This is a genomic window from Prosthecobacter debontii (genome assembly GCF_900167535.1).
Taxonomy (GTDB): domain Bacteria; phylum Verrucomicrobiota; class Verrucomicrobiia; order Verrucomicrobiales; family Verrucomicrobiaceae; genus Prosthecobacter; species Prosthecobacter debontii.
This window is the reverse complement of the sequence record NZ_FUYE01000015.1, coordinates 98,428-123,174: the sequence shown is the minus strand read 5'-3', so window position 1 is coordinate 123,174 and position 24,747 is coordinate 98,428. Positions and strand designations below refer to the sequence as shown.

Genomic DNA, 24,747 nt, shown 5'->3' with positions numbered 1-24,747 from the left:
ATGTCCGATCTCCCGTCCGATTCCTACCCGTGCGATCCCGCCTTCATCAAGGTGGATGATTTCTCTTTCTGGTATGGGCCGAAGCAGGTGCTGCACAGCATCTCCCTGGACATCCCCGAGAAAGAAATCACCGCCTTCATCGGCCCGTCCGGCTGCGGAAAAACGACTCTGCTGCGGAACATCAACCGCATGAATGACCTCGTGGATGGCATCCAGCATCAGGGGGACATTTACATTGATGGCCAGAGTCTCTATGACCCCGATGTCGAGGTCATCTCCCTGCGCAAGCGCGTGGGCATGGTCTTCCAGAAATACAATCCCTTCCCCAAGAGCATCTACGAGAACGTCATTTTCCCGCTCCGCGTCGCCGGTCGCAACGGCAAGAGCGAGCTGGATGAAGTGGTGGAAAAAAGCCTGCGCGGTGCCGCACTCTGGGATGAAGTGAAGGACAAGCTGCACGACAGCGCCTTTGGTCTGTCCGGCGGTCAGCAGCAGCGTCTGTGCATTGCCCGCGCGATTGCCAATCGCCCACAGATCCTGCTCATGGACGAGCCCTGCGCTGCGCTCGACCCTGTAGCGACCCTCAAGATCGAGGAACTGATGCATGGCCTCAAAGAAGAGTTCACCATCGTCATCGTCACTCACAACATGGAGCAGGCCCGCCGCTGTGCCGACAACACCGCCTTCTTCTATCTGGGCAAACTCATCGAGTTCCGCCCCACCATGGACCTCTTCAACACCCCGCGTGATCCTCAAACCGAGGCCTACGTGCGTGGTAAGTTCAGTTGAATCCAGAGAAAAAAGATGAGAGCCGGTATCTGCTTCCGTGAGGTCCCCAGTTCACAAGATGAGTGACTTTCAGAGAGTTCATCCTGACCAAGCTGCCTGAGCATAAGCGCTGGATCGATGCGAGCAGGCGAACTGGGTCAGCATCCTCCTTTAATATCTGCGACGACTTGAGATCAGACGGTAAACAGACAGGACCAGAATCGCTCCAAGAATTGACGCGATCAGTCCCGCCGTTTCACCATCCGAATACCAGCCAAGAGTCCGGCCAAGAAACCCAGCTACCATCGAACCGACAATGCCCAGGATCATGGTGATGAAGAAGCCGCCCGGGTCTCTACCCGGCGTCAAGAATTTGGCTAATGCCCCAACGATGAGGCCGATGATAAGCATCCAGAGAATTTCCATATGATTTGATGTTAGCGGTTTTGTTACGCCATCATTCGTCGCACTCACCGGCCATGCGGGTGTTTATCTGAGTAAGGACCGATAAAACCGATCACCTAGTCTCTCTGTCCCTCACCACATCGCACACTTCAGAAGCGGGTTATACGCTACAAGCAGAGCATTTGATTCTAAACTCAGGGCTGCGCATTGGAAAACCGATGAACCTGTAGCCTGCACGAATGCGATCATGGAGCGGGGCATCAAAGTTCCGAGACAAAGGTCTGCGAGTGTTCACACCACAGACCGCAAAGCAATAATTGGTTATGCCATAAGACGGAGCCTTGGGAAATCGCTCGTGCCAATCAATTTGATGAAATCTGCCTGGGCAGATCAATGGTAAACACGCAGCCGGATGTCGCTTTGGTGCGAACGCTCAAAACGCCTTTATTCGCTTCGACACAGCGGCGTGCGATGGCCAACCCCAAGCCGAGACCGCTTCTGTCGCTTCCTGTTTGAGCGAAAGGGTGAAATATCTTCTCGATCTCTGCCGGTAGCAAACCTTTGCCATGATCCTCCACTTCGATAAGAATGCGGTTTCCTCGAGCAAAACAGCTTAAAATCACTTCGGTGCCAGGAAGAGTAAATTTGAAGGCATTTTGCAGAAGGTTCCCCGCAGCTGACAGCAGCAGGTCCCGATCAGCTTCAATCATCAGACCGCACTCCACCGCCTGAACGATAAAACGGCACTTCTTAACGTGTGCTTCCAGCATCGAGGAAAGCTTCAACTCATCAATAAAATCAGCCATGTCAAAAAGCTGATGCTGAATCGGAAGTCCGGCACTCATGCGGACATCCGTCAAAGAGCGGTCAATAAGAGCACGCATGCCGATAAGGGCACGATTGAGAACCGCACAGGTAGCTCCGCTCAGACTCAAGTTTTCTTCGGTAATCACAACGAGGGCCAGGGTTGCCGTATTGAGGAAATTACGCAGCTCATGAGCGAAAAAACCGATCTCCATCAAATGCATCTTTGCGTGTGTCTCCGCTGCCAAAGAATCTCGCTGATGATTGAACTCAGCTACGGCCATCGCGATGGCATTGTCCAGACATCGGTTGAGAGTTCTAAACTCCTCTACCTTGACAGGCTCGTGACGTTCAAAAGCCAGATCTGTGATTGACTGACACAAATCTCCATAACCATGCACCACTTGTTCGACAGTAAAGCCCCGGTGCATCAGATCTCTCCCGTGCTGCGCAGCAATGTCCCCTAACTCGGAAAGACCTAACGTAGTGCCTCCAGAACCTCCTGAGACTTTCAAGCCATCTATGGGATGGGCACTTTGCTCGACCTTCAAGGTCTTGATGAGCTGATCGAGAAAAAAAGGAACCCCATGATCAATCTCGTCGGTCGCTCTTGCCACCACACCCACGCTGTTAGAAGCCTTACTTCGGCATCTTTCAATGAGCTCATCTCGATGCACGGCTAAAAAACAGTGTAGCATGGCATGACTATACCATAAAAATAAAGCAGGGGATCGCGAAACATGATTATCTTCCAACTTAAGAATATCACCAACACAAAGTCTTCCGACTACAAAATTTGAACCCCAGAAAAAACCACCCACGAGGTGATAATTGAAAGCAGACTTTGTCTGCCAAACAATTCGCTATCTGACCGCATTATTTCGACACATTCTAGACCTCGATCAGCTCCGCCGAAAAGCAGCTCATTTCTTAATGAATCGCTGGACACCTCGCGGAGATCAGCAAAACTCTGGCGCGTGCCCGAGATCATCAATCAGACTTTCCTGTGCGATTCCGTCCCGCCGGAGATTATGGATCGTCTCTGGGCCACCGGTTGGCGTCATTTTGGCAGCACTTTTTTCCGCTACAGTCTCAGCATTGACGAAAATCACGTGCGCTCCATCACCCCCTTGCGGGTGGATTTACCACGCTTCGAGCTGAGCAAAAGCCAGCGCCGGGTCTTGCGTAAGAACGAGGATCTCCGGCATGAATTCGCGCCCGCCACGCTGAGCATGCAGGCGCGGTTGATGTTTCAGCGCCATAAAAACCGCTTCAAAGACAACGTGCCGGATGATCTGGACATGTTCCTTTCACCTCATCCGGCCACGGTGCCCTGTGAGTGTGTGGAATGCCGGGTGTATGAGGGCCGGGAACTCATCGCCCTCAGCTACCTGGACATCGGAGCGGAGAGCTGCTCTGCCGTCTATGGTTTGTTTGAGCCTGACCATGATTGGCGCAGCCTAGGCATCTACACCATGCTCAGGGAGCTGGAGTATAGTCGTGAGCGCGGGCTCCGCTATTATTACCCGGGCTATGCCACACTGGAGCCGAGCCCGTATGACTATAAAAAGCAACTCCATGGACTGGAGACACTGGACTGGGACAGTGGTGACTGGCGGCGGCTGCCCCGATCCATTCCCAAGCCGCAATTGTAATTTGTCATTCGGCCTTCCTACCGCTTGAATAAGACCCGTGGAAACATCGACGACTGCCCCAGCCCCTGCCAGCCGCCGCTATGAATGCCCGCAATGCGGTGCTCCGGTCGAGTTCCGCTCCTCCATCAGCATCTCTTCCATCTGTGCCCACTGCCGCACGGTGGTGGTCCGGCGGGATTTCCAGGTGGAGAACTACGGTCAAGTGGCGGAGCTGCCGCCCGACCTCTCCCCGCTCCAGATCGGCACTCGGGGCCATTGGCAAGGCCGCGCCTTCACGCTGATCGGTCGCATGCGTCTTCACTATGGGGATGGCTCCTGGACGGAATGGTGCGCCGACTTTGGCCAAGGTACGACGGGCTGGATCGCTGAGGTGATGGGCTTTTTCATGGTGAGCTTTCCGCACAGCGTGAAGCTCCCGCCGTTTGTGGATGACACGAGCAAGGCCGGACAGCGGATCAAGATCCATCAAGAAGACTGGCTGATCACCGATGTGAAAGAAGGGCGATGTATCGCCGCCGAGGGTGAACTGCCCATGGTGCCGCCACCGGGATGGAAGCGCACCAGCATCGACCTCAACGGGCCTCAAGGTCAATTCGGCAGTATCGAAGTCTCCTCGGGAGATGTGGAGTTTTATCAGGGCGAATACGCGGAGTTTGCTGACCTGAACTTCACGGAACTGCGCAAGGTGCCCGGCTGGGACAAAGAGGCCGAAATCACCCGCCGCCAGAGTGAGGCGCTGAACTGCCCGAGGTGCGCCGCGCCGGTCCATCTGCGTGCCGAGGGCCAGAGCATGAGTGCAGTGTGTGGAAGTTGCGCGAGCATCCTAGATGCCTCCACCCCGCGTCTCAAAGAGATCGGTAAGGTGGCGCAAACGACGCTGCGCCTTCAGCCCCTCCTGGAGATCGGCACGCGCGGTCTGTTGAAAGGTGAGCTGTGGGAAATCGTCGGCTTTATGCGGCGGAAAGATCGCTGGAGTTCCTGGGATGAATATCTCCTATTCAATCCTTGGTTAGGCTTTCGTTTTCTGGTCACGTTCAAAGGCCACTGGAGTCTGGTGCGCCTCCTTCCCGGACATGTAACTGACTCCGAATGGCAGGGCCGTCCCTTCAAGCTCTTTGCCCGTGAAGAAGCCATCACCTCCGACGTGCTGGGTGAGTTTTACTGGCGGGTAAAAAACGGTGAACGTGCCCTGCTCACCGATTTCATCGCACCGCCTTATATCCTCTCCAAGGAAGAGATGGATGGACTCAATGAGATCACTTGGTCCGGTGGAGAATATCTCCCCCACACCGAGGTGCAGGCGGCTTTTGCCAAAGCCGGTCGCACTTTCCCGTCGCCAGATGGTCCCTACCTCAACGAACCGAATCCCCATCGCCAACGTCTGTCGGAGATCCGCACGCCCGCCGTCTTCACCGTCATCGCTTACATCGTCATCCAGATCCTTTTCATGGGCTGGGGCACGGTCAAAGAAGTGAGCCATGTCGGTGCCACCTATCAGGGGGCCACTCCAGGAGATGCGATGGTGACGGAGACCTTCAAGCTGGAGGGAAGCTCAGCGCCCGTTCACATCACCGCCACCGGCTTACTCCCCAGCGACAAATACCTGGGCCTCAAAGGCAGCCTCGTGGCCGCCGAGAGCCAACAAACCTATCCCGTGGCGTTCCCGCTGGCCAATTACACCACCGCACCGGATGGCAGCCGCCAGCGTGTGACCCTGGCCTCCATTCCCAGCGGTGACTATTATCTGCGCGTGACCCCGGATGCCTCCAGCGATCTGACCCAAGCGAATGTCACCTTCACCATTGAGCGCGGAGGATTGTTCTGGTCCAATTTCTGGATCGGTCTCGGCCTCATCGCCCTATGGCCCGGGTGGCTCATCCTGCGCAGCATCAGCTTTGAAAAACGCCGCTGGATGGAGAGCGACTTTAACCCGTATTCGAGCGACTGATGAAACATCCTTTTTACTCCTCCATCAGCCTTCTGGCCTGCGCCTACCTCGTCACGGCCAACATGCGTGGCTGGACGATGTTCCCAGACACGGCCAATCGCCGGGCGCTCACCAGCACCGCTTATCGTTATCGTCCCTCAGTCTTTACCAGTGGCAGCAGCAGTGGCGGCTGGTCCTTCGGCGGCTCTCACAAATAACTTGTTAGGCACCACATCATTCGTCTTCATCACATCACTTCACCCTCATCCTTCACTTCGCCACCATGGACTTTACCATCCTCCTCAACTCCATGATCTATGCCGTGCTCGGCATCGTGATCTTCATCGCCGGTTTCATCATCGTGGATAAACTCACGCCGTATGACCTGTGGAAGCAGCTCGTCGAAGAAAAGAACCTTGCCCTGGCGATTGTAGTCGGTGCTGCGGCACTCGGCATTTGCTTGATCATTGCAGCGGCGATTCATTGATCTCCACGCTCGTCGGTTTGGCATCGAGAGGCTCGCAAGCCTGCGCTGGCTAGGCACGCATCGTTTCATGAATACCCGCCCCTGGCTCCTGCTGCTCTCAGTGTTCGCCATCGCCACCTGCGGCCTGGTGTATGAGTTGATTGCAGGCACGCTGGCTTCTTATCTCTTGGGGGATTCCGTCACGCAATTCTCCACCATCATTGGCGTCTATCTCTTCGCCATGGGGGTGGGGTCTTATCTGTCTCGTTTTGTGACTGGCAATCTCGTCGGAACATTCATCCGGGTGGAGTTTCTCATCGCCCTCCTGGGGGGCTGCTCAGCCTCGCTACTGTTTCTGATTTTTGGTTGGACCGTGTCCTTCCGCATCCCGCTCTACAGCATCGTCTTTCTCATCGGCTCGTTTGTGGGCCTGGAGATTCCGCTTCTCCTGCGCATCCTGGAGGGACGCTTTGCCTTCAAAGATCTGGTCTCCAATGTATTTAGCTTCGACTACATCGGTGCCCTGCTGGCTTCCCTGCTCTTCCCTCTGGTGCTGGTGCCACATCTCGGCCTGGTGCGCTCGGCCTTCCTCTTCGGCTTGATCAATGCCGGGGTGGGGCTGCTGGCGCTCGTCATGCTCAGAGCCGAGATCCCCCGTCTACGCTCCCTTTGGGTTCAAGGACTCACGGTAACGGTGCTGCTCATCGCCGGGTTCATGCACGGCACGGAAATCACCCGCTGGGGTGAGTATGCGGCTTTTCCAGATCCCGTCATCTACGCCACCTCCACCCCTTACCAGCGGATCGTGCTCACGCGTAAAAAAGACGAGCTGCGACTGTATCTGAACAGTAATCTTCAGTTCAGCAGCCGAGACGAATACCGTTATCATGAGGCGCTGGTGCATCCCGGGCTCTCGCGCCTGCCCGAGGCTCGCCGCGTCCTCATTCTCGGCGGTGGAGATGGCCTGGCCGCACGTGAAGTGCTGCGGTATCCCCGGGTCGAAAGCATCACCCTGGTGGATCTGGACCCAGCCATGACGCAGCTTTTCTCCACCAATCCCATGCTGCTCGCGCAAAATGCAGACGCATTGAAATCCCTGCGTGTGCATGTGGAAAACGCCGATGCCTTCGCCTGGCTGGCGGGAAACCACGAGCTCTTTGATTTTGTCATCATTGACTTCCCCGATCCCTCTAACTTTTCGTTAGGCAAGCTCTACACCACCACTTTTTATCAACGCCTCTTGAAGGTCATGACACCCCAGGCGGCCTTGGTCGTTCAAAGCACCTCCCCCTTTGTGGCCCGGCATTCTTTCTGGTGTGTGGATGCCACGCTGCGCGCGTGTGGTTTGCAGACTGAACCCTATCATGCCTTGGTGCCCAGCTTTGGTGAATGGGGTTTTATTCTTGCCTCCCGCCAGCCCCTCAGTGGTCCGGTTTATCTCCCAGAGGGACTGCGCTTCGTTACCGAAGAAGTCCTGACTCAGCTCCGCTTCTTCCCCCCTGACATGGGTCGCGTGGAGACCGAGATCAATCGCCTGAATAATCAGGCCTTGGTGCATTACTTTGACGACGACTGGAGCCGATGAAACGCCGCCGTTTTCTCCAAGCCACGGCTGCGGTGCCTGCCTTGCTGACAGGCTCCTGCTCCCGTGATCAAGAGCTCCCGGGACGCATTCTGGGAGCCTCGGCCAGTGTGGGTCATCGGCTGCGCGATTTTTCCCCTGCGCACCCCCTCTCCCCCTCTCGAGTGATCCAGACGGATGTGCTCATCGCTGGGGGAGGCATCTCGGGGTTAGCGGCGGCCCATCAACTGAGGAAAAACGGCGTGGAGGACTTCACACTGCTCGAACTGGAGCCTAAAGCCGGAGGGAACTCCATCTCAGGGCACAATACCATCTCCGCGTATCCCTGGGGCGCTCACTATGTGCCACTGCCGGGCCCTGAACTGCATGAAGTGCGTGCCTTGTTCGAGGAACTGGGCCTAATCCAGGGCTGGGATGCCGCTGGCAGACCTCTCTATGACGAGGTGGCGCTCTGTCAGGAGCCTCATGAGCGACTCTTCATTCACGGGCAATGGGAAGCAGGCATAGCCCCATTGGCAGGCATGACGCCACGGGATCGTGAAGAATGGGCGGCCTTCGAGGCCACGATTCGCAACTATCAGGAACGACGAGCCTTCGTCCTACCCGTTGATCGCAGTCCACGAGATGCGGATCTCATGGAGTTGGATCAGCTTTCCATGGCGGAATGGATGGCTCGTCAGGGTTGGACCAGTCAACCGCTCCACTGGTATGTCAACTATGCCTGCCGAGATGACTTCGGCGGCAGCCTTCACCAAGTCTCCGCCTGGGCTGGCATCCACTACTTCGCCAGTCGCAATGGCGATGCCGCCAATGCCACCGCAGGCACCGTGCTGACTTGGCCCGAGGGGAATGGCTATCTGGTGAACAAGCTCTCCGAAGGTCTGAAGGAGCGTTTACGCACCGGCAGCATCGTCATGCGTATGGAAGTGCGCAGTAGCCAAGTCATCACCGATGTGATGGATGCCAGCACGGGCGAAATCATCCGCTATCAGAGCCGCACCGCCTTATGTGCCATGCCCCGCTTCATCGCGCAGCACATCGTCGCGGGTCTTCATGCGTTGGCACTTCCGTATTCACCCTGGGTGGTCACCAACCTCACCCTGGATGAACTCCCGCCCTCTCCAGGCGTGCTCCCCGCTTGGGACAATGTCATTTATCACAGCGATGGTTTGGGGTATGTGAACGCCACCCACCAGAACCTGATGGCGGTGCCCCGTGAAACGGTCATCACTCACTACGACTCTCTGGATACCGGTCTGCCCGCTCAAACCCGCCAGTGGATGCAGACACAAACCCATCGTGACTGGGCTGAGCGCAGCCTTCACTCCCTCCACATGGCGCATCCAGATCTCAGGGAGCATGTGCAGCAGGTGGATGTCTGGCTCTGGGGGCATGGCATGATCCGCCCCGAGCCAGGGTTCATCTGGGGCAACGCTCGCGAGCAAATGCAGCAAGCTCAACCCCCGATCTTCTTCGCCCACTCCGACATGAGCGGCATGTCCTTATTTGAAGAAGCTTACACGCGCGGGGTGCAGGTGGCCGATGCGATTCACGCGCACTTAGGTTAATGCTGCGATTGATTCCCATCAACATCTAGGGGGCAAAGCCATCCAAAGCTTGCTTTGCATTCGTTATGCCTTTGAATCCTTTCACCACCCGCAACCCCGATCATCCTTATGACACTGAACCCCAAATTGACGGAGCTGCTCAATGAGCAGATCAACAACGAGATGTCCTCCAGCTACATCTACCTTGCGATGGCGGCATGGTTTGAACAAACCCCCTATGCTGGCTTTGCGAGCTGGATGTTTAACCAGAGCCGTGAGGAAACCATGCATGCGCTGAAGTTCTATCAGTATCTCGTGGACCGCGACGCTGTGGTTTCGCTGAAGCCCATTGCTCAGCCGAAAGCCAGCTTTGAATCTCCGATTGATGTCTTTGAGCACAGCCTCAAGCAGGAGCAGGCCGTCACTCAACAGATCAATGATCTTTATGATCTGGCCGAGCAGGTGAAAGATCACTCCTCCAAGAATCTGCTGTTGTGGTTCCTCAACGAGCAGATCGAAGAAGAGAAAACTGTGCGTGACATGCTGGACCGCCTCAAGCTGGCTGGCACCGACCCCGCGAGCCTCCTGGTCCTCGACCGCGAAGCCGCGCAACGCCAGAGCGCCGAAGGCAGTGGCGGCAAGGGTGGCCACGGCCACTGAGACGCACTCGCCCCTTTCAATTAAACCGGGCGGCTCCAGATCACCTCTGGAGCCGTTTTTTGTTAGGCCAAGATCTCCTTCATCACGTGCCCATGCACGTCTGTCAGGCGCACATTGCGACCACTGAACAGATACGTCAGGTGCTCGTGATCCACCCCCATGAGGTAGAGAACTGTGGCCCAGAGGTCATAGACGGTCTGCACCTTATCCACGGCCTTGTAGCCAAACTCATCGGTCTCGCCCAAGGTCATACCGCCTTTCACACCGCCACCGGCCATCCAAATGCTGAAACCGTAGGGGTTATGATCGCGTCCATCACTGCCTTGAGCGAACGGGGTGCGGCCAAACTCACCGGCCCAGATCACCAGGGTGCTGTCCAGCAATCCACGTGACTTTAGATCCTTGATCAAGGCCGCAATAGGTTGATCCACCTGCTCGGCCATTTTGCCATGGCCCTTTTTCAAAGCCCCATGCTGATCCCACGGGTTGGCCGCTTGTCCGCCGCCAATGTTTTGCGCCAAGCAACTCAACTCGACAAAACGCACGCCACGCTCCACCAATCGACGTGCCAGCAGGCACTGCCGCGCGTAAGCGGTCCGTGAACTTTCAGGCCCATCCAGGCCATACATTTTCTTCGTCGCCTCCGACTCTCCCCGGATGTCACAGAGCTCCGGCACAGCCGCCTGCATGCGCCAGGCCATCTCATAGTTTTGAATCGCCGCCTCAACCTGACTGTTGGCCCCGAGTTCACCGAGGAAGTTTTGATCCATGCCCTCGATGAAATTCAGCCGCTGCCGCTGAAGTGCAGCGACCTCACGTGGCTGGATATTCCTCACAGGTTCGCTGCTATCCGCCTTGATGATCGAGGCCTGATGCTGCGCAGGCAAGAAGCCGTTTCCAAACAAACCGACACCGCCGTGGGGGGCTGTGGCACTGCCACTCTGGAGCACCACATAACCAGGCAAATCACTGGACTCCGTGCCTAACCCATAGCTTGTCCAAGCCCCTGCACTGGGATACCCGACGAATGGGAAGCCCGTGTGCATGAAAAAATTGCCCTGGGCATGCTCGCTGAACTTCGCCGTCATGCTGCGCACCACACACAGCTCATCCGCTACACTGGCCATGTTAGGGAACAGATCACTCACGGGCAGGCCACTCTGGCCATAGTTTTTAAAACCCCAGTGTGAGGGCTGAATGACGCCATCGTTGTTAAACTGCGTGCGTGCCGTCGCGAAGGGCGGCGGCTTACCCGCATACTTTTCCAGCGTAGGTTTGGGATCAAACGAATCCACATGAGAGACTCCCCCGCTCATATAACAAAAAATCACGCTGCGCGCCCGAGGTGCGAAGCGCTTGGCACGATGCGTGATGATCTCTGCATGGCTCTGCTGCTGCATGAGACCCGATAAGGCCGCGAGCCCAAACCCTGTCGAGGCATGGGTCAGAAGATGACGCCGCGTAAAGCATGAATTCATAAATCAGTCTGAGGGTAAAAGTTGAAAAAAGAAGAGTCGCTTCAGCGAAGGTAGATGAACTCTTTCAGGTTGATCAGGGATAAGCCCAGACTCTCCCAACCAGCGGTTTCGGGGTTGAGTTTGGCCGCCGCTTCCTCCTGCGTGGTAAGCTGTCCCATGATTTGATTCAGCTCATGGCGGGCGTTGTCCACCTGCTCGCGTTGAGCCTCTGTGAGGGCTTTCATCACATCCAGTTCTGTCACCGCTGTAGCTTCCACGTGGCGAGACAAAGCCACTTCCTGCTCCGTCAAGGCCCGGTCATACAAACGAGCCCGCAGGATACGACCACGCAGCATTCGATTGCCACCCACAGCGCCGTGACGGCATCCTAGCAAAATTTCTGCATCCCCAGCTTCGAACTCCGCCACTTCTGCCGTGGTGTAGGGTTCCCCATAACGCACGCCGTCGCGATAACCGATAACCTTGCCTTGATCGTAGGTGATGGCCAGGTGCACGGGCCGTTTATCCACCTCTGTATCGGCGGGTCCGCCGAATTCTTGAGTCCGGCGATGATTGTTACTCCCCGACAGCCACTCTTGAGGAGCCCGCTCGGCATACACGATGGCATCGAAGACCATGCCGCGCCGATCTTGCAAGGTCATGACACCGCCGCCTTTTTGATCCAGGGTGTCCAGCATCACCCAGGCCTCCAGAGTTTTAGCCTGCACATGTTTAGGTAGCCGCTCACTGCGGGCCAAGGCGGTGCGTCCATCCAAGACTAACGCGCCATCAACGACTCGTGCTGAGCCTTCGAGCTTCAGCGGCAGATGTCCCTGAGCATCCCTTCCATCCTGATCAAAGGTCCATTCCGCAAAGGGCACGGGAGCATCGGTTGCTTCCGGCATTTTTTGTTGGGCATTGAGCTTGGCACGCACCGGCTCCAGAATGCCTTGCACCTCATCCTGGAGGGCATGCCGCCGTTGATCCAAGGCCACCAAGTGATCTTGTTGAGCTTGGGCAAACTCGGCGGACTTTTTCACAAACGCCAAGCTTCCCGCCAATTCACGTGGTGTCGCAGAGCGTCCCAGGCTTTGCATGAACAACGTCTGCACACGCGCCTCATCTCCAGAATGAGCCAGAACTCGACGCGCCCATTCGGCGCTCCAGTTGATGATCACGGGATCATTCAATAAGGCGAGAGACTGCGCAGGCACATTGGTCACATCACGGCGCCCGCGAGTGCTGGAAGGCACCGGCATATCAAAGGCTGTCAGGAATGGCTCCAGGCTATTGCGGATGACCCCGACGTAAAGACTGCGGCGTCCATCTTTGCCATACACAGGCTCGCCATACAGCTTCTCATCCATCTTGCCGGACAGGGTGAGGATGCTGTCACGAATGGCTTCCGCCTCAAGACGTCTCACACTCCAGTGGCTGAGAAGTTTGTTTTCCGGGTCTTTTTCGACCACGAGTGGCGAAGAGGATTCATCACGGCGTTGAAAAGCCTCAGTCAAGAGCAGGGCCTTGATGAGTTGTTTCATGCTTCCACCACTGGATTGGAAATAGGCGGCCAGGGTATCCAGCAGTTCAGGATGCGAAGGAGTTTCGCCTAACCGACCGAAGTTATCCGGTGTTCCGACAAGTCCACGGCCAAAGACATGATGCCAGAGGCGATTCACAATCACCCGTGAAGTCAGCGGGTTATCGGCTGCCGTCAGACTTTCTGCCAATTCCAAGCGACCACTGCCCTGGGGATGGTACGGCGTGGGATTGATGCCATCCAAGAAACGACGTGCTACCGGTTCCATCGGCTGCTTGTGGTCGCCACGAGCAAACAGCGGTGCATCATAGCCATCCGCATCCAGGGCACCCGGCGCACGAGTCGGTTGAGGCAGGGTGGCTTCGACCTCCCGATACTTCGCCAACAGAGCAGCCGCCTCAGGCACCGCTTTCACATCATTGGGTAGCTTGCCCTGGCGCAGCAGAGATCCCAGCAATTCCGCTTGAGCATCCGTCAGCTTGCCCGCCTTCCACGCGGTGACCGCATCCAGAGGATTCCCTCCCACGACCACCGAAGGAGGCGACTCATCCCCCGCCGTCACAAAAGCCTCGGTGATGCCAAACCAGGAACTTGCATTCTCATTCGCTTCAGCGGGCATATCCGCCACTGTCGCGAGCTGAAGGAAGAGATCATCCCCCTTCCAGTAGTTGAGGTCCAGCTTATGCCAGCCGAGTGTCTCATCCTTCTCTTCACGAAACTCTTTGGCGCGATGAATGGTGCCTGTGCGAGGATAGTTCTGCACCACATACTTGGCCTTCACGCCACCTGAGCCGGACGCACGAAACCACAAGGTACCTCCTTCACACTTGAAGCGTTTGCTCATGATGACCCCACGATCTTTGGGCGAGATCAAGTCACTGAAGATTCCACCAGGATACACCCTCGCGATGACGTTGTCGCCTTTGAGCTGCACGCTGAATTCCCCCGCCTCCGTGCGTCCTTGCTTCACCCCATTGCCACTGGTAAACCACGCCTCGGTTTGAAGATCCCAGGCGCATGTCGCTACAGGCTTCGGCGGCTGCACCGCATCGGGTTTGGCCGGCAGCTTAGCGGCTGCTTTCAGCCAAGCCTCCGCCATCACCTGCTTGATCTGCGTCTTGATGTTGCCCAGTTCAGCGCGCTCCGCATCCCCTGTTCCTGGCGCATTCACATCCACCACGGCGGGGCGTGCACTCGTAAAGATGCCGTAGAGGGCGTAGAAATCAGTCTGGCTGATCGCATCAAACTTGTGGTTATGGCAACGTGCGCAGGACACCGTCAGTGCTTGGAAGCTCTTGGTCACCGTATCGATCTGGTTATCCGTGAAGGTCACCAGTTCATCCAGCGAATCCGTGGGCGAAAAGCCATGCAACACCATGCGCAGTTGGCCGATGCCCAAAGCACTTTCATTGATCCCATTTTGCAAACGTGGTTGGGGTAAAAGATCTCCGGCAATCGCTTCCCGCAGCATCTGAGGATAAGGCACATCTTGATTGAAGGCCCGGATCACATAGTCACGATAGCGCCAGGCATAAGGAATGCGCGCATCACCCTCACTGCCGTAACTCTCTGCGTAACGCACCCAATCCAGCCAATGCCGTGCCCAGCGCTCGCCATAGTGAGGGCTGGCCAACAGGCGATCCACGAGTTGCTCATAAGCCTGTGGCGACTTCTCCGCTTCAAGGACAAAGGCTTCCACCTCTTCAGGCTTCGGTGGGAGTCCGGTCAAAATGTAACTGGCACGGCGGATCAAAGTGCTGGCAGAAGCTGGCCCTGCGGGACCGATCCCCTGCTCCTTCAGCTTCACTAAAAGCTGACGATCCACCTCAGTCGCCACCGCTGGAGCAGAGGCATCGGCTTTCAAGGCACCGGGCTGAATCGGCTGGAAACACCACCACTGCTTGCGGCGCTGAAGCACCGCACTCCAATCCGTCTCTTTGGCCAGTTGTTCAGCGTTGGGAGCCTGCTCACGCGGATCGTAAGCCCCTTCAGCAATCCATTTCTCGAAGTCGGCAATCACGGAGTCATCCAGCTTCGCTCCATTCTTCGGCATCTTCAGATCCTCATGCGTCTGGCGGATGGATTGCAGCAACAGGGACGCCGAGGGATTTCCAGGAAGGATGGCTTCACCGGTATCCCCACCCGCCTGCCATCCAGGTCGGGAATCCAGCAGAAGCCCTCCTTTCTGCTTCCCGGACTCGCTATGACACTCATAGCACTCCTGAGCCAGGACAGGACGAATGCGCGACTCAAAGAACTCTAACTGCTGAGCCGATGGGGCCGCTATGACCATACCACCGACACTCAAGAAAAGTGGAATGAGTTTATTCATGCCAAAAGCCTCCGGGTGATGTTTTCAGCCGCTTGCAGACACTTACGGCCCGCTTGTTCAAAACCATCCCGTTTCAGACGAAAAGCCGGTGCCATCACGGTGATAGCCGCCACGGGATAACGGTATTCATCCACAATGGCCGCGCCGACACAGTGAATCCCCTCCAGCCCTTCCGCCAAATCCACGGAGTAACCTCGCTTGCGGATCTTCCCAAGATCCTCTTCCAGAGCCTTCCGTGTGGCTTGGGTCGTCGATGTAAATTGCTTCAGCGTGACTTGGTTGAAGAAGCTCTCCAACTCAGCGTCGGGTAGATGCGCCAGCACCGCTTTCCCAGGCGCACAGGAATACATGGGCACTTGCAGCCCAACCGTGCTGCTGACCTTGATCGGCTGAGTGGAAATGCACTGCTCCAGCAGCGTCATCTTGTGATTGACCGAGCACAAAAGCTGCACCGTCTCCCCAGTCTCATCCCGCAGCCATTTCAGCGACTCCATGGCGCAGACGACGAGGCTCTTCTCACGCACTTGAGGTCGGGAAAGATCAAACAGTTTATTGGTCAGCACGAAGCGCTTATCATCCTCCCGCCGCTGCAAATAGCCTCGCGCATGCAGAGTGCCTGCAATGCGGAACACAGAGTTCACCGGGAGGTTCAAGTCTCGCGCGATTTCCGTGAGACTTAACCCCGCCCGATGCCTTCCCAGCAATTCCAGGATGGCCAAGGTGCGCTCCGTCCCCGGAGCTGTGGAATTATCATCCAGAGAGATGGCAGCAAGATCGTCAGAAGGCTTTTTCATTTCCAAATTTAGAAACGATTCCAAATTTAGAAATCTATCACAAGCCCAATCCGTTTTAATTCCAAGCCCGTTTTAAGCCGGGCAAATTCTCTCACAAAAAACTTGGCCTCATTCCAAACCTCCGACAGGCTAGCCCTTTTCCACATTTAGAATGGTTTCTAAATGCAGAACTCCTTTTCATGAAATCCGTTATCGCCATCCACCCCGGCCAGATTGAAATCCTTGAGACTCCTGTCCCGAAACCCGGGCCTTATCAAGCCTTGGTCAAAACCGAGTGTGCCTGCCTCTGCAACCGCACCGATAGCGAGCTCCTGCATGGCAACTTCCCCGGCATGGAAGACAAGTTTCCCTTCGCACTCGGCCATGAAAGCGTCGGCATCGTTGTTGCCGTGGGGGACAAGGTGAAAAACTTCGCCGTCGGAGATCGCGCCGTCGGCGGCCTTTCCTTCGATCTGCAAATGGAAGGGGTGGACTCTGGCTGGGGCGGTTTTGGTGAATACACCTTGGCCAATGACCATGATGCAATGGTCGCTGACGGCGTGGCGGATGAAGCGCACGGGTGGTTCGAGTGTTATGAAATCCAAACCCGCGTGGATGCCGACATTCCACCAGAGGAGGCCGTGCTTCTATGCACTTGGCGAGAAGTGTTGGGAGCTTTCCGCGACTTTCATCTCCAGCCGGGGGATGATGTGATCATCTACGGAGCAGGCCCCGTAGGCTTGAGCTTTGTCAAACTCGGTCGGTTATTTGGTTTGGGTTGGATCGGCATCGTGGATCGTCACGCCGATAAACAAGCCAAGGCTTTGGCTTTTGGAGCCGATGCAGCTTTTGCTCCTGGGGATAAAATCGAACGAGCCAAGAAGCTTGATGCGGTCATCGATGCCGTCGGTCACCCCGACATTCTTCAGCAGGGGCTCCCCCTTCTCCGCCGAGGCGGCTCCCACTGCATCTATGGAGTGCTCACGCATCAGGTCCTGCACATCGATAAGTCCAAGGCTGACTTCAATTTCAACCTGTTCGTCCATCAGTGGCCGACCCGGAAGTATGAAAAAGAAAGCCAGCCCCAACTCTGCCGATGGATACGAGAAGGACGGCTCACTTCGGCGGAGTTCATCACCCACCGCTTTCCGCTCGACCAAATCGCGGAAGCCTTTGACGAAGTGGCTCGCCGCAAGGTGATCAAAGCCCTCGTCGAATATGCTGCATGACGTGGCTGACGGAAGTGGTCAGCCAACCAGGTGGTTGGCAGATTTGCTGTCGACGATCTCAGATCACCAGACTCGAACGCAGGCGTTCGGTCTGGATCATGGCTTTAAAACGAGCCTCGTCACTCTCGCGAGTATCACTGACGAGGCAGTAGCGGTAGTCACGCCAATGCTGGAGCTCCGCCTCAGCATTGCGCATGCGCAATTCAAAGACCTCCTCACTTTCCGTATTCCGACCTAACAAACGTTGCCGCAACTCCTGCAAGCTCGGCGGCATGACAAAGATGTCCGTCATGCAGCGGATAACCAGCTCATCTTCACAACCACGCACCTGAGCGGCTCCTTGCACATCAATGTCCATGAACACGTCCACACCACGACGGAGGTAGTCATAGACGTAGCTTTTCAGCGTGCCATACCAGCGGTTGTGCACCCGCGCATATTCAAAGAACTCCCCACGATCTACGCGGGCGAGAAAATCCTCCTCCGTGAGAAAGAAATAGTCCTTCCCATGTTCTTCTCCAGGCCGTGGTGGGCGGGTGGTGCAGGAGACCGAAAAGACCGCATGCACACCATCACAGACCTTGCGGCACAGCGTCGTTTTTCCCGTGCCAGAAGGGCCGGAAACAACTGCCAGGATGCCGAGACGTGGAGAATCTAAATTCATGCCAGCGTTTAAACCGAGACTAACGGAGACCGCAACTGAAAGCGCTATTCGTCACCTTCTTCATCCGATGTCGAGCTTTCGTCACTCGATGCTTCTTCTTGAGGACGCTTTTTGAAGTGGAGTTGCTCCACTCGGCGAGGACTGGCCTTCGAGGTGGTCACTTCGTAATCTTCAATGATCACCTGTTCTCCCACTTTGGGCAGATGCCCCAGCAGGTGGGTCACGTATCCACCGATGGTGGTCACCTCTTCACTTTCAATCTCCAGACCAACCTTTTCAGCCAACTCATAGAGATTCAGCGTCCCCTCGACGACAAACTCCGCATCGTTCACCCGACGAAACTCACTGTTCTCCTGATCAAATTCATCTTGGATGTCTCCAACAATCTCTTCCATGACGTTATCCAACGTCACCACACCGACCGTGCCGCCATACTCGTCCACGGCGAGAGCGATATGCACATGCTTGTCCAGGAAAAACCTCAGCAGCTTATCAATCGGCATCATCTCCGGCACCATTGGCAGATCACGTTTGATCTTGCGCAGGTCGGGCGAGGGTTTGTTGACCAGGGTAAGCAAGTCTTTGATGTGGATCAAGCCAATGCTATGATCCAAATGGCCTTCGACCAGGGGATAACGGGTGTGCTTGGTATCCACAGCGACCTTGAGGTTGGCCTCAAAGGAGTCATCCGCATCCAGGGAGATCACTTGGTTACGGGGGGTCATGACATCGCGCACGCAGCGGTCATTCAGGGCCAGCGCATTTAGCAGAATGTCCTTTTCAGTTTCCGTCACCTCTTTGGACTTCTGACTTTCCGCCACGATATGGCGCAACTCTTCTTCCGAATGAGCCAGTTCACTCTCAGAGGCAGGTTCTAGCCTGAACAGCGTTTTCAACAACCAGTTGGCCGTCCCATTGAGAATCCAGATGGCTGGCTTGAACAGGATGTAAAAGAAATGCAGTGGCGCACAGATAACCAGCGTCGTCGCTAGGGATTTGCGAATCGCCAAAGACTTCGGCGTCAATTCCCCCAGAACCACATGTAGGAAAGTCACCACCCCAAAGCCGATACCGATAGAGACGGATGAGATGATCGCATCGCTGGTCACCCCCATTTTCCACATCAGCGGCTGAATCACACGTGCCACGTAGGGCTCACCAATCATCCCCAGGGCGATGCTGGCCAGAGTAATTCCTAACTGAGTTGCGGAGAGATAACCATCGAGGTTTTTCAGCGCATTTCGAGCCACTTTCGCACCTGCATGTCCCTCCTCAACCAGTGCATCAAGCTGGGTGCTCCGGACCTTCACGATGGCAAACTCAGCCGCCACGAAGAAGGCATTAAGCAGGACAAAGAACAAAACCAGGAAGGCGGACCAGCCAATCTCTCCAGGTGTGAGATTCCACTCATGTAATACCTCATGAGAACCCGAGCCCAGGGCGAGCAGGTGAGAGATCGAAAGAGAGGTATTCATGATTTCGCGCTAACGAAGGAGCGATGCAGCAAGATTAAAGCCGCTCGTAGTTGCCATCGCAGCGCTTTTCTAAAATGGTAAAGCCCGCTTTCTTGGCATCCGAGATGGACAGGGGCTTGGTGATCTTCGGGGTAGAAAATCCACTGACGAGCTTTTTCACCGGTTTACGGCAAAGCGGGCAGTGGGTTAAAGGTGCACGATCCATCGGGCGGCGAAGATCAAAACCGCGCTTGCAAGAGGGACATCCCTCTTCTGGATTTTCGGCAATGTAGGAATACGTGGGCATGATGATACTTTCCACGTCTCCCTGGAAGAGGTCCAGAGAGACTTTCCCTGGACCTGAATCTGGCTCTTACCAGCTCGACTTGGTCACCCCGGGGATCAGGCCAGCCAGTGCCATTTCACGGAAGGTGAGACGGGACATCTGGAAGCGGCGCATGTAAGCGCGACGACGGCCGGACACACGGCAGCGGTTGGTCAAGCGAGTGGGGCTGGAATCGCGTGGCAGAAGGGACAATCCCACGTAATCACCATTCGCTTTCAGCTCTGCACGGAGCTTTGCGTATTTATTGACGGTCTTTTGTTTGCGCTTTTCGCGTTCAAGCCAAGCTGTTTTTGCCATAGGGGCGGCGAAAATGCCTCAAGTAAGCTGCTTAGCAAGAAGAAATTTCATTTGTCAGAACTCAGGAATCTGGCAAGCTACCCTTACTATGATCCTTGGAATGCTCATCGCTGGTTCTTTTCTTCTCTTGGGAGTGATCGTTTTCACCTACCTGCAGAAGGCCTAATCCCCTGCCCTTTTTTCTTCAGTCGTCGCCCTCGGCGACTGAGATCCCTGCGTAAAGCTGAGGAAAGCGGCGTTCCAATGTTTTCGGCGTGATGTAGCCGATCAATTGCGCTTGTCCCCAATCGGCCAGCCCCCAATAAGCCTGGGGGATCGCCATCAGGACGGCAGTGCAGGTCGGCATCCGCGGAACCTGAGCACGCATCAGCATCTGATCAGCAAATTCCTGAAGCCCGGGATTGTGTCCAAAGATCATGGCGTGAGCCCAGTTCTCGTCGAACTGCTGCACCACTTTGAGAATGCGTCCGGCCTCGGCCAAATAAAGGCGGGAATCCAGGAGCAGCGTCTCCAAAGGCATCCCCAGCGTTTCCAAGGTAATTTTAGCCGTCGCTAGCGCCCGAGCTGCCGTGCTGGAGACCAAGCGATCCGGCAGAGGGAGGAGTGGCGATGAATTTCCACCTCCAAAATAAGTCCGGTGGAGAAAGGACGCCACAGCCGGTGCGGCTTTGAGCCCCCTTTCGTTCAATGGACGATCATGGTCTGCCAAGCCGGCCAGAGCCCAACTGGATTTGGCATGTCGGATAACCGTGAGATACTTCATTTCGAAAAAACCGTTTTCCCTCGCATGAGGGGTGCCAAGTGTCAAACCACAGGCCGACTCTGGTGAGAAAGCCAGCATGGGCTCCCTAAACATTCGAAAGCATCCGCGAAAAAGCGCCTCTGGTTTTACGCCTAAATCAAGACCTCCACGGGCTCCCCTGCTGCCACGGTCGCTCCCGCCTCCAAACGCAGGAGAGCATCCGCCTGACTAAGAGCAAAAAGGGCATGGCTTTCTTGAAGACCTTGAACACGAAAAGCACCCTCCTTCAAAATCCCACGAAGATAATGCGGACGGTTTCCATCATTGTGAAGGGACTGGGCCGAAACGACCCGCAAACGAGTGGGCTCAACCTGTCTAGCCCCCATCCTCTTCATCAAGGCAGGTTTCACAAAGATCTGATAAGTGACGTAGCTCGAGACCGGATTTCCCGGCAGTCCGAAGATCAGTTTCCCCTCATGCTGTGCGAATAAAAAGGGCTTCCCAGGCTTCACATTGACCCGCCAGAGATCGGGTTTGATCCCAAGCGCCTGGAGAGCAGGTTTGATCTGGTCGTGATCGCCAACGGAGACACCACCACTGAGCAACACCACATCATGCGTGGCCAGCAGTTGCTTCAGTGTCTGCACGGTCTGGTCGAAATCATCCTGGCAATGACTTGAGGAAATGTCCTCGATCCCCTGCGCCATCAAGAGCGCTTGCAGCATGAAACCATTGCTATTGTAAATCTGCCCTGCCGAAAGGGGTAATCCGGGTGCAATCAATTCATTGCCCGTGCTCAAAACCGCCACTCTCGGCGGCTTAATCACCCGAATCGAGGTGAATCCTTGGGAAGCAAGCACGCCGATCCTGCCGGCGGTCAGTTTATCCCCCACTTTCAAAATCATCTGGCCCTCACAGAGGTCTGCACCCCGGTGGCGCACATTTTCGCCAGCCTGCAAAGACTCCTGCCAGCGGATGGAGTCCCCTGTGCGCTCCACATCCTCCTGCATCACCACGGCATCCGCACCCGCTGGCAGCGGCGCACCCGTGAAGATCCGGATGGCTTCCCCTTCCCCACAGACCAGATCAAGCTGAGCCCCGGCGGGCTGTTCTCCCACCACCTTCGCAAAACCAAGAGCACGGCTCTGCACGGCATAGCCATCCATCATTGAATTGTCGAAACCGGGCAGCGGCACGGTGGCGAGCACATCTGCCGCAGCAAAACGTCCGAGACTTTTCAATAGCGGCAGAGACTCTTCTTTCGAACAGGAGATCGCTGCCAAAACTCGCTCGCGTGCTTCTTGCTCGGAAATCATTGCACAGGAGGTTCGAGATCCATCACCGGGGATTGTCCGCCCAAAGGAGCTGGCGACATGGGGGGAGGCAATCCTGGAGCCTGGCCAGGAACCGATGAAGGTGCGGTCGAAGGAAGCGCCCCAGCTGGCACAGCGCTTGTATCCGGCAGCCCTGTGACAGGTAATAAAGGCATGGGCATGTCTGGTGAAAAGGCAGGGGTTGAGCTTGGCCCAGCGGGTGGCACCGTTGGGGTGACGGGAGGGGCTGATCCTGAACGCTTAAAGATGACTAGATTCGCCACACGGGGCTGGCCTTGAGTGATATCTGCAGTCAAATAGCGCCCCTTACGTTCGGGCGTGAGTTTGAGTTTCGACTCGACGCCCGTGGCATCCAAAGCGATCAATTCTGCCGCAGCAGGTAGATCAGGGAGTCGATCGCAACGGATCAACACATAGTTTTGCTCCGGGCTGACCATTTCGACAATGCCAACCAGGACCGTTTTAGGCGCTTCTTCGGGCTTTTTTTTCTTTTTAAACAAGCCGCACCCAGGCTGAACCAGCATGAGAAGAAGGCAGAGAACGGTGGTTACAAATTTCCGCATGGGTGAATCCTAATCATCCCCGACCAGAAAGCCAGAACAGGGAGAGACTTTCGCCAAAATCCTCTCGCCACGCCAGTGTGGCACGCTAGCATCTGTCTTGTGAGTTACCAGGTTTTCGCCCGCAAATACCGTCCCAAGACTTTCGCAGATGTGCTCGGCCAAGAGCATGTGGTGCGCACCCTTCGCAATGCCATCGCCCAGAATCGTCTGGCCCATGCCTATCTCTTTGTCGGCCCGAGAGGGACTGGGAAAACCTCCACGGCGCGTATCTTTGCCAAAGCCCTGAACTGTCCGGATGGCCCCAATGTGGACTTCGATCCCGAAGACGAAATCTGCCGCGAAATTGCCGAGGGCCGTAGTCTGGATGTGCTCGAAATTGACGGTGCCAGTAACAACGGCGTGGATCAGGTACGAGACCTCCGAGAAAGCGTCAAATACGCTCCCTCGCGTTGCCGGTATAAGATCTATTACATTGATGAGGTGCACATGCTCTCCACAGCGGCCTTCAATGCCCTGCTGAAGACTCTGGAAGAACCCCCCGAGCACGTGAAGTTCATCTTCGCGACCACCGAGGCCAATAAGATCCTTCCGACCATCATCAGCCGCTGCCAGCGTTTCGACCTGCGTCGCATCCCGAACACGATCATTGCCAAACACCTGCTCCACATTGCTTCACAAGAGAACGTGGATCTCGATGAAAAAGCCGCGTTTGCCATTGCCAAAGGTGCCGATGGGGGCATGCGCGATGCGCAATCCATGCTGGACCAGTTGGTGGCTTTCTGCGGCAATCAAATCCGTGAAAACGATGTGCTGGAGATCTTTGGATTCACGGCCGCTCAGGCGGTGAGCCAACTCGTGCAGCACATTCTGGAAAGCGACACGGTCGGGGCTCTACGCCTAGTCCATGAAACCAGCGAAGCTGGCAAAGATCTGGGGCGTATGCTGGCGGATCTCATTCAGTATTTCCGCACCCTCCTCGTCAGCCAAGCCGATACCGATGCCGCAGCTGAAGATCTGGAACCCGAGATTGCAGATCGTGTCAATGAACAGTCTCAGATGGCAACCACGGAGCAACTCCTTCGGATCGTCGACGGTTTGGCCGAAGTGGATGCACGCATGCGCTGGGCCACTAACAAGCGTCTGCATTTTGAGCTGGGTGTCATCCAGGCGGTGCAGCACTACAATGAGGTGAGCATTAGCGACATCATCCAGGCCCTCGATGGCGGTGCAGAGGCTCTGCCGCGCCCAACAGCTCGTCCGCAGCCAGCTCCGGTCATTGCACGCCGGGCCTCCGCCCCTGCCTTGGAGCCCCGCGTAACCGCGCCTATTTCCGCACCGAGCCCGGCCGCAGTAGCCCCCGTTCGGGAGCCGTCACCACCTGCTTCCAGCGGAGTGCCGGAAGCACGTTCTTCGGTCCCTGCCGAACCACAGCGCGCTTCATCCCCGTCACCTAAAACGGAGGCCCCCATTGAATCCGAATCTGAACCCGAGCCTGAACCGGAATCCAGCTTGGATGATGAGCCTTCGCTGCTGCAAGACGAGCCTCAGCCATATGAAAACCAAGACGAGCAGCCTTGGTTTGATGATGATGCCCCGACATCCGCATCCCCACCTGCCCCTTTGACACCGGTTTCCGCACCTGTATCCGCTCCAGAGGCCGCGCCACCGTCATTCACCAACGAGGAATTCCGTCTGGAACTGCTCAATCTCGTCCGAGCCAAGCGTCCCCTAGCCACCGCATGGCTGGAGCCAACCACGGTGCTGAGCATGGATCGCGGCATCATTAAGCTCGGCTTCCCGACTTCAGAAAGCCACGCCAAAGAAAGCCTGGATCGTGACAATCAACGGACCTTCCTCGAAGGGCTCGCTCAAGAGATTCTGGGCAAATCCATGAAGTTCCAGATGCTCGTGGATCCCAGCCTCAAGCCCCCACCGGCGGCGGAACTGTTTGCGTTTGACCTTCCCGCAGCGACGTCGGCACCTGCTCTGTCAGCTCCGCCTAAACCCGCTACAGCCCCCTTGCCGGTGGCACAAGAGGTCGCTGAACTCGCACCTGCCCCAGTCCCGGCGGCAGTTCCACAGGCTGAATCCTCAGCATCCCCCATCGATGTGACAGCGGAGTTCCAAAATGACCCGCTCATCAAGAGCGCCATTGAAAAATTCAAGCTCAAGCTCGCCGCTTCAACCCCTCAATCTTAACCC

General features: G+C 56.2%; 22 protein-coding genes. 10 read left to right on the top strand and 12 right to left on the bottom strand.

What is annotated here, in order from left to right; genetic code table 11:
• Positions 1-789 (top strand): phosphate ABC transporter ATP-binding protein PstB, encoded by a 789-nt coding sequence (gene pstB / locus B5D61_RS19290; protein WP_078815061.1) that lies wholly within the window; start codon positions 1-3, stop codon positions 787-789.
• Between the two features lie 150 nt (positions 790-939).
• On the opposite strand, the gene B5D61_RS19285 is transcribed toward pstB, so the two are convergent.
• Positions 940-1,194: a GlsB/YeaQ/YmgE family stress response membrane protein gene (locus B5D61_RS19285; RefSeq protein ID WP_078815060.1), complete on the bottom strand. Its 255-nt coding sequence runs from the start codon at positions 1,192-1,194 to the stop codon at positions 940-942.
• A gap of 341 nt (positions 1,195-1,535) precedes the next feature.
• Positions 1,536-2,675: a sensor histidine kinase gene (locus tag B5D61_RS19280; protein WP_078815059.1), complete on the bottom strand. Its 1,140-nt coding sequence runs from the start codon at positions 2,673-2,675 to the stop codon at positions 1,536-1,538.
• 333 nt (positions 2,676-3,008) lie between these two features.
• Between B5D61_RS19280 and B5D61_RS19275 the strand changes: the two genes are divergently transcribed.
• From B5D61_RS19275 to B5D61_RS19245, 7 genes are all read left to right on the top strand, one after another.
• Positions 3,009-3,632 (top strand): hypothetical protein, encoded by a 624-nt coding sequence (locus B5D61_RS19275; protein ID WP_078815058.1) that lies wholly within the window; start codon positions 3,009-3,011, stop codon positions 3,630-3,632.
• A gap of 37 nt (positions 3,633-3,669) precedes the next feature.
• On the top strand, positions 3,670-5,580 hold the full coding sequence (locus tag B5D61_RS19270) for a DUF4178 domain-containing protein (RefSeq protein WP_078815057.1): 1,911 nt from the start codon (positions 3,670-3,672) through the stop codon (positions 5,578-5,580).
• A complete protein-coding gene (locus tag B5D61_RS19265) occupies positions 5,580-5,777 on the top strand; it encodes a hypothetical protein (RefSeq protein WP_078815056.1) in 198 nt (65 codons plus the stop codon). The genes B5D61_RS19270 and B5D61_RS19265 overlap by 1 nt, the downstream gene beginning before the upstream one ends.
• A gap of 65 nt (positions 5,778-5,842) precedes the next feature.
• On the top strand, positions 5,843-6,046 hold the full coding sequence (locus B5D61_RS19260; RefSeq protein WP_078815055.1) for a DUF350 domain-containing protein: 204 nt from the start codon (positions 5,843-5,845) through the stop codon (positions 6,044-6,046).
• A 67-nt stretch (positions 6,047-6,113) separates the two neighbouring features.
• Positions 6,114-7,610 carry a polyamine aminopropyltransferase gene (locus B5D61_RS19255; protein WP_078815054.1) on the top strand — a complete coding sequence of 499 codons (1,497 nt, stop codon included), beginning with the start codon at positions 6,114-6,116 and terminating at the stop codon, positions 7,608-7,610.
• Positions 7,607-9,175, top strand: coding sequence for an FAD-dependent oxidoreductase (locus B5D61_RS19250; protein ID WP_078815053.1), 1,569 nt, complete (start codon positions 7,607-7,609; stop codon positions 9,173-9,175). The genes B5D61_RS19255 and B5D61_RS19250 overlap by 4 nt, the downstream gene beginning before the upstream one ends.
• Before the next feature lie 108 nt (positions 9,176-9,283).
• On the top strand, positions 9,284-9,814 hold the full coding sequence (locus tag B5D61_RS19245; RefSeq protein WP_078815052.1) for a ferritin: 531 nt from the start codon (positions 9,284-9,286) through the stop codon (positions 9,812-9,814).
• A gap of 62 nt (positions 9,815-9,876) precedes the next feature.
• On the opposite strand, the gene B5D61_RS19240 is transcribed toward B5D61_RS19245, so the two are convergent.
• The 3 genes from B5D61_RS19240 to B5D61_RS19230 are packed head-to-tail and all read right to left on the bottom strand — an operon-like array spanning position 9,877 to position 15,937.
• Positions 9,877-11,292 (bottom strand): DUF1501 domain-containing protein, encoded by a 1,416-nt coding sequence (locus B5D61_RS19240; RefSeq protein ID WP_078815051.1) that lies wholly within the window; start codon positions 11,290-11,292, stop codon positions 9,877-9,879.
• A 41-nt stretch (positions 11,293-11,333) separates the two neighbouring features.
• Positions 11,334-15,143, bottom strand: coding sequence for a DUF1553 domain-containing protein (locus tag B5D61_RS19235; protein ID WP_078815050.1), 3,810 nt, complete (start codon positions 15,141-15,143; stop codon positions 11,334-11,336).
• Positions 15,140-15,937: an IclR family transcriptional regulator gene (locus B5D61_RS19230; protein WP_078815049.1), complete on the bottom strand. Its 798-nt coding sequence runs from the start codon at positions 15,935-15,937 to the stop codon at positions 15,140-15,142. Before B5D61_RS19230 ends, B5D61_RS19235 begins: the two co-directional genes overlap by 4 nt.
• Positions 15,938-16,116: 179 nt before the next feature.
• Here B5D61_RS19230 and B5D61_RS19225 point away from each other — a divergent pair, with 179 nt between their 5' ends.
• Positions 16,117-17,145, top strand: coding sequence for a zinc-dependent alcohol dehydrogenase (locus tag B5D61_RS19225; RefSeq protein ID WP_078815048.1), 1,029 nt, complete (start codon positions 16,117-16,119; stop codon positions 17,143-17,145).
• Positions 17,146-17,203: 58 nt separating this feature from the next.
• On the opposite strand, the gene gmk is transcribed toward B5D61_RS19225, so the two are convergent.
• From gmk to B5D61_RS19190, 7 genes are all read right to left on the bottom strand, one after another.
• Positions 17,204-17,809 (bottom strand): guanylate kinase, encoded by a 606-nt coding sequence (gmk, locus tag B5D61_RS19220; protein ID WP_078815047.1) that lies wholly within the window; start codon positions 17,807-17,809, stop codon positions 17,204-17,206.
• A 44-nt stretch (positions 17,810-17,853) separates the two neighbouring features.
• Positions 17,854-19,284 (bottom strand): hemolysin family protein, encoded by a 1,431-nt coding sequence (locus B5D61_RS19215; protein WP_078815046.1) that lies wholly within the window; start codon positions 19,282-19,284, stop codon positions 17,854-17,856.
• A 34-nt stretch (positions 19,285-19,318) separates the two neighbouring features.
• Positions 19,319-19,570 (bottom strand): FmdB family zinc ribbon protein, encoded by a 252-nt coding sequence (locus B5D61_RS19210; protein WP_078815102.1) that lies wholly within the window; start codon positions 19,568-19,570, stop codon positions 19,319-19,321.
• Positions 19,571-19,636: 66 nt separating this feature from the next.
• A complete protein-coding gene (rpsN, locus tag B5D61_RS19205; RefSeq protein ID WP_078815045.1) occupies positions 19,637-19,906 on the bottom strand; it encodes a 30S ribosomal protein S14 in 270 nt (89 codons plus the stop codon).
• A gap of 184 nt (positions 19,907-20,090) precedes the next feature.
• Positions 20,091-20,747 carry a SixA phosphatase family protein gene (locus tag B5D61_RS19200; RefSeq protein ID WP_176159536.1) on the bottom strand — a complete coding sequence of 219 codons (657 nt, stop codon included), beginning with the start codon at positions 20,745-20,747 and terminating at the stop codon, positions 20,091-20,093.
• 53 nt (positions 20,748-20,800) lie between these two features.
• The gene (locus tag B5D61_RS19195) at positions 20,801-21,964 is read right to left on the bottom strand and encodes a molybdopterin molybdotransferase MoeA (RefSeq protein ID WP_078815043.1); all 1,164 of its coding nucleotides are present in this window, start codon (positions 21,962-21,964) and stop codon (positions 20,801-20,803) included.
• Entirely contained in the window at positions 21,961-22,545 is a 585-nt protein-coding gene (locus B5D61_RS19190) for a hypothetical protein (RefSeq protein ID WP_139373372.1), read from the bottom strand. Before B5D61_RS19190 ends, B5D61_RS19195 begins: the two co-directional genes overlap by 4 nt.
• 99 nt (positions 22,546-22,644) lie before the next feature.
• Here B5D61_RS19190 and dnaX point away from each other — a divergent pair, with 99 nt between their 5' ends.
• Positions 22,645-24,744 (top strand): DNA polymerase III subunit gamma/tau, encoded by a 2,100-nt coding sequence (dnaX, locus tag B5D61_RS19185; protein ID WP_078815101.1) that lies wholly within the window; start codon positions 22,645-22,647, stop codon positions 24,742-24,744.
• The last annotated feature ends 3 nt before the right edge of the window (positions 24,745-24,747 follow it).

Coding starts and splice junctions, on each gene's coding strand:
- pstB (WP_078815061.1), top strand. CDS start 1: ATGTCCGATCTCCCGTCCGATTCCTACCCGTGCGATCCCGCCTTCATC.
- B5D61_RS19285 (WP_078815060.1), bottom strand. CDS start 1,194: ATGGAAATTCTCTGGATGCTTATCATCGGCCTCATCGTTGGGGCATTA.
- B5D61_RS19280 (WP_078815059.1), bottom strand. CDS start 2,675: ATGCTACACTGTTTTTTAGCCGTGCATCGAGATGAGCTCATTGAAAGA.
- B5D61_RS19275 (WP_078815058.1), top strand. CDS start 3,009: ATGGATCGTCTCTGGGCCACCGGTTGGCGTCATTTTGGCAGCACTTTT.
- B5D61_RS19265 (WP_078815056.1), top strand. CDS start 5,580: ATGAAACATCCTTTTTACTCCTCCATCAGCCTTCTGGCCTGCGCCTAC.
- B5D61_RS19260 (WP_078815055.1), top strand. CDS start 5,843: ATGGACTTTACCATCCTCCTCAACTCCATGATCTATGCCGTGCTCGGC.
- B5D61_RS19255 (WP_078815054.1), top strand. CDS start 6,114: ATGAATACCCGCCCCTGGCTCCTGCTGCTCTCAGTGTTCGCCATCGCC.
- B5D61_RS19250 (WP_078815053.1), top strand. CDS start 7,607: ATGAAACGCCGCCGTTTTCTCCAAGCCACGGCTGCGGTGCCTGCCTTG.
- B5D61_RS19245 (WP_078815052.1), top strand. CDS start 9,284: ATGACACTGAACCCCAAATTGACGGAGCTGCTCAATGAGCAGATCAAC.
- B5D61_RS19240 (WP_078815051.1), bottom strand. CDS start 11,292: ATGAATTCATGCTTTACGCGGCGTCATCTTCTGACCCATGCCTCGACA.
- B5D61_RS19235 (WP_078815050.1), bottom strand. CDS start 15,143: ATGAATAAACTCATTCCACTTTTCTTGAGTGTCGGTGGTATGGTCATA.
- B5D61_RS19230 (WP_078815049.1), bottom strand. CDS start 15,937: ATGAAAAAGCCTTCTGACGATCTTGCTGCCATCTCTCTGGATGATAAT.
- B5D61_RS19225 (WP_078815048.1), top strand. CDS start 16,117: ATGAAATCCGTTATCGCCATCCACCCCGGCCAGATTGAAATCCTTGAG.
- gmk (WP_078815047.1), bottom strand. CDS start 17,809: ATGAATTTAGATTCTCCACGTCTCGGCATCCTGGCAGTTGTTTCCGGC.
- B5D61_RS19215 (WP_078815046.1), bottom strand. CDS start 19,284: ATGAATACCTCTCTTTCGATCTCTCACCTGCTCGCCCTGGGCTCGGGT.
- B5D61_RS19210 (WP_078815102.1), bottom strand. CDS start 19,570: ATGCCCACGTATTCCTACATTGCCGAAAATCCAGAAGAGGGATGTCCC.
- rpsN (WP_078815045.1), bottom strand. CDS start 19,906: ATGGCAAAAACAGCTTGGCTTGAACGCGAAAAGCGCAAACAAAAGACC.
- B5D61_RS19200 (WP_176159536.1), bottom strand. CDS start 20,747: ATGCTGGCTTTCTCACCAGAGTCGGCCTGTGGTTTGACACTTGGCACC.
- B5D61_RS19195 (WP_078815043.1), bottom strand. CDS start 21,964: ATGATTTCCGAGCAAGAAGCACGCGAGCGAGTTTTGGCAGCGATCTCC.
- B5D61_RS19190 (WP_139373372.1), bottom strand. CDS start 22,545: ATGCGGAAATTTGTAACCACCGTTCTCTGCCTTCTTCTCATGCTGGTT.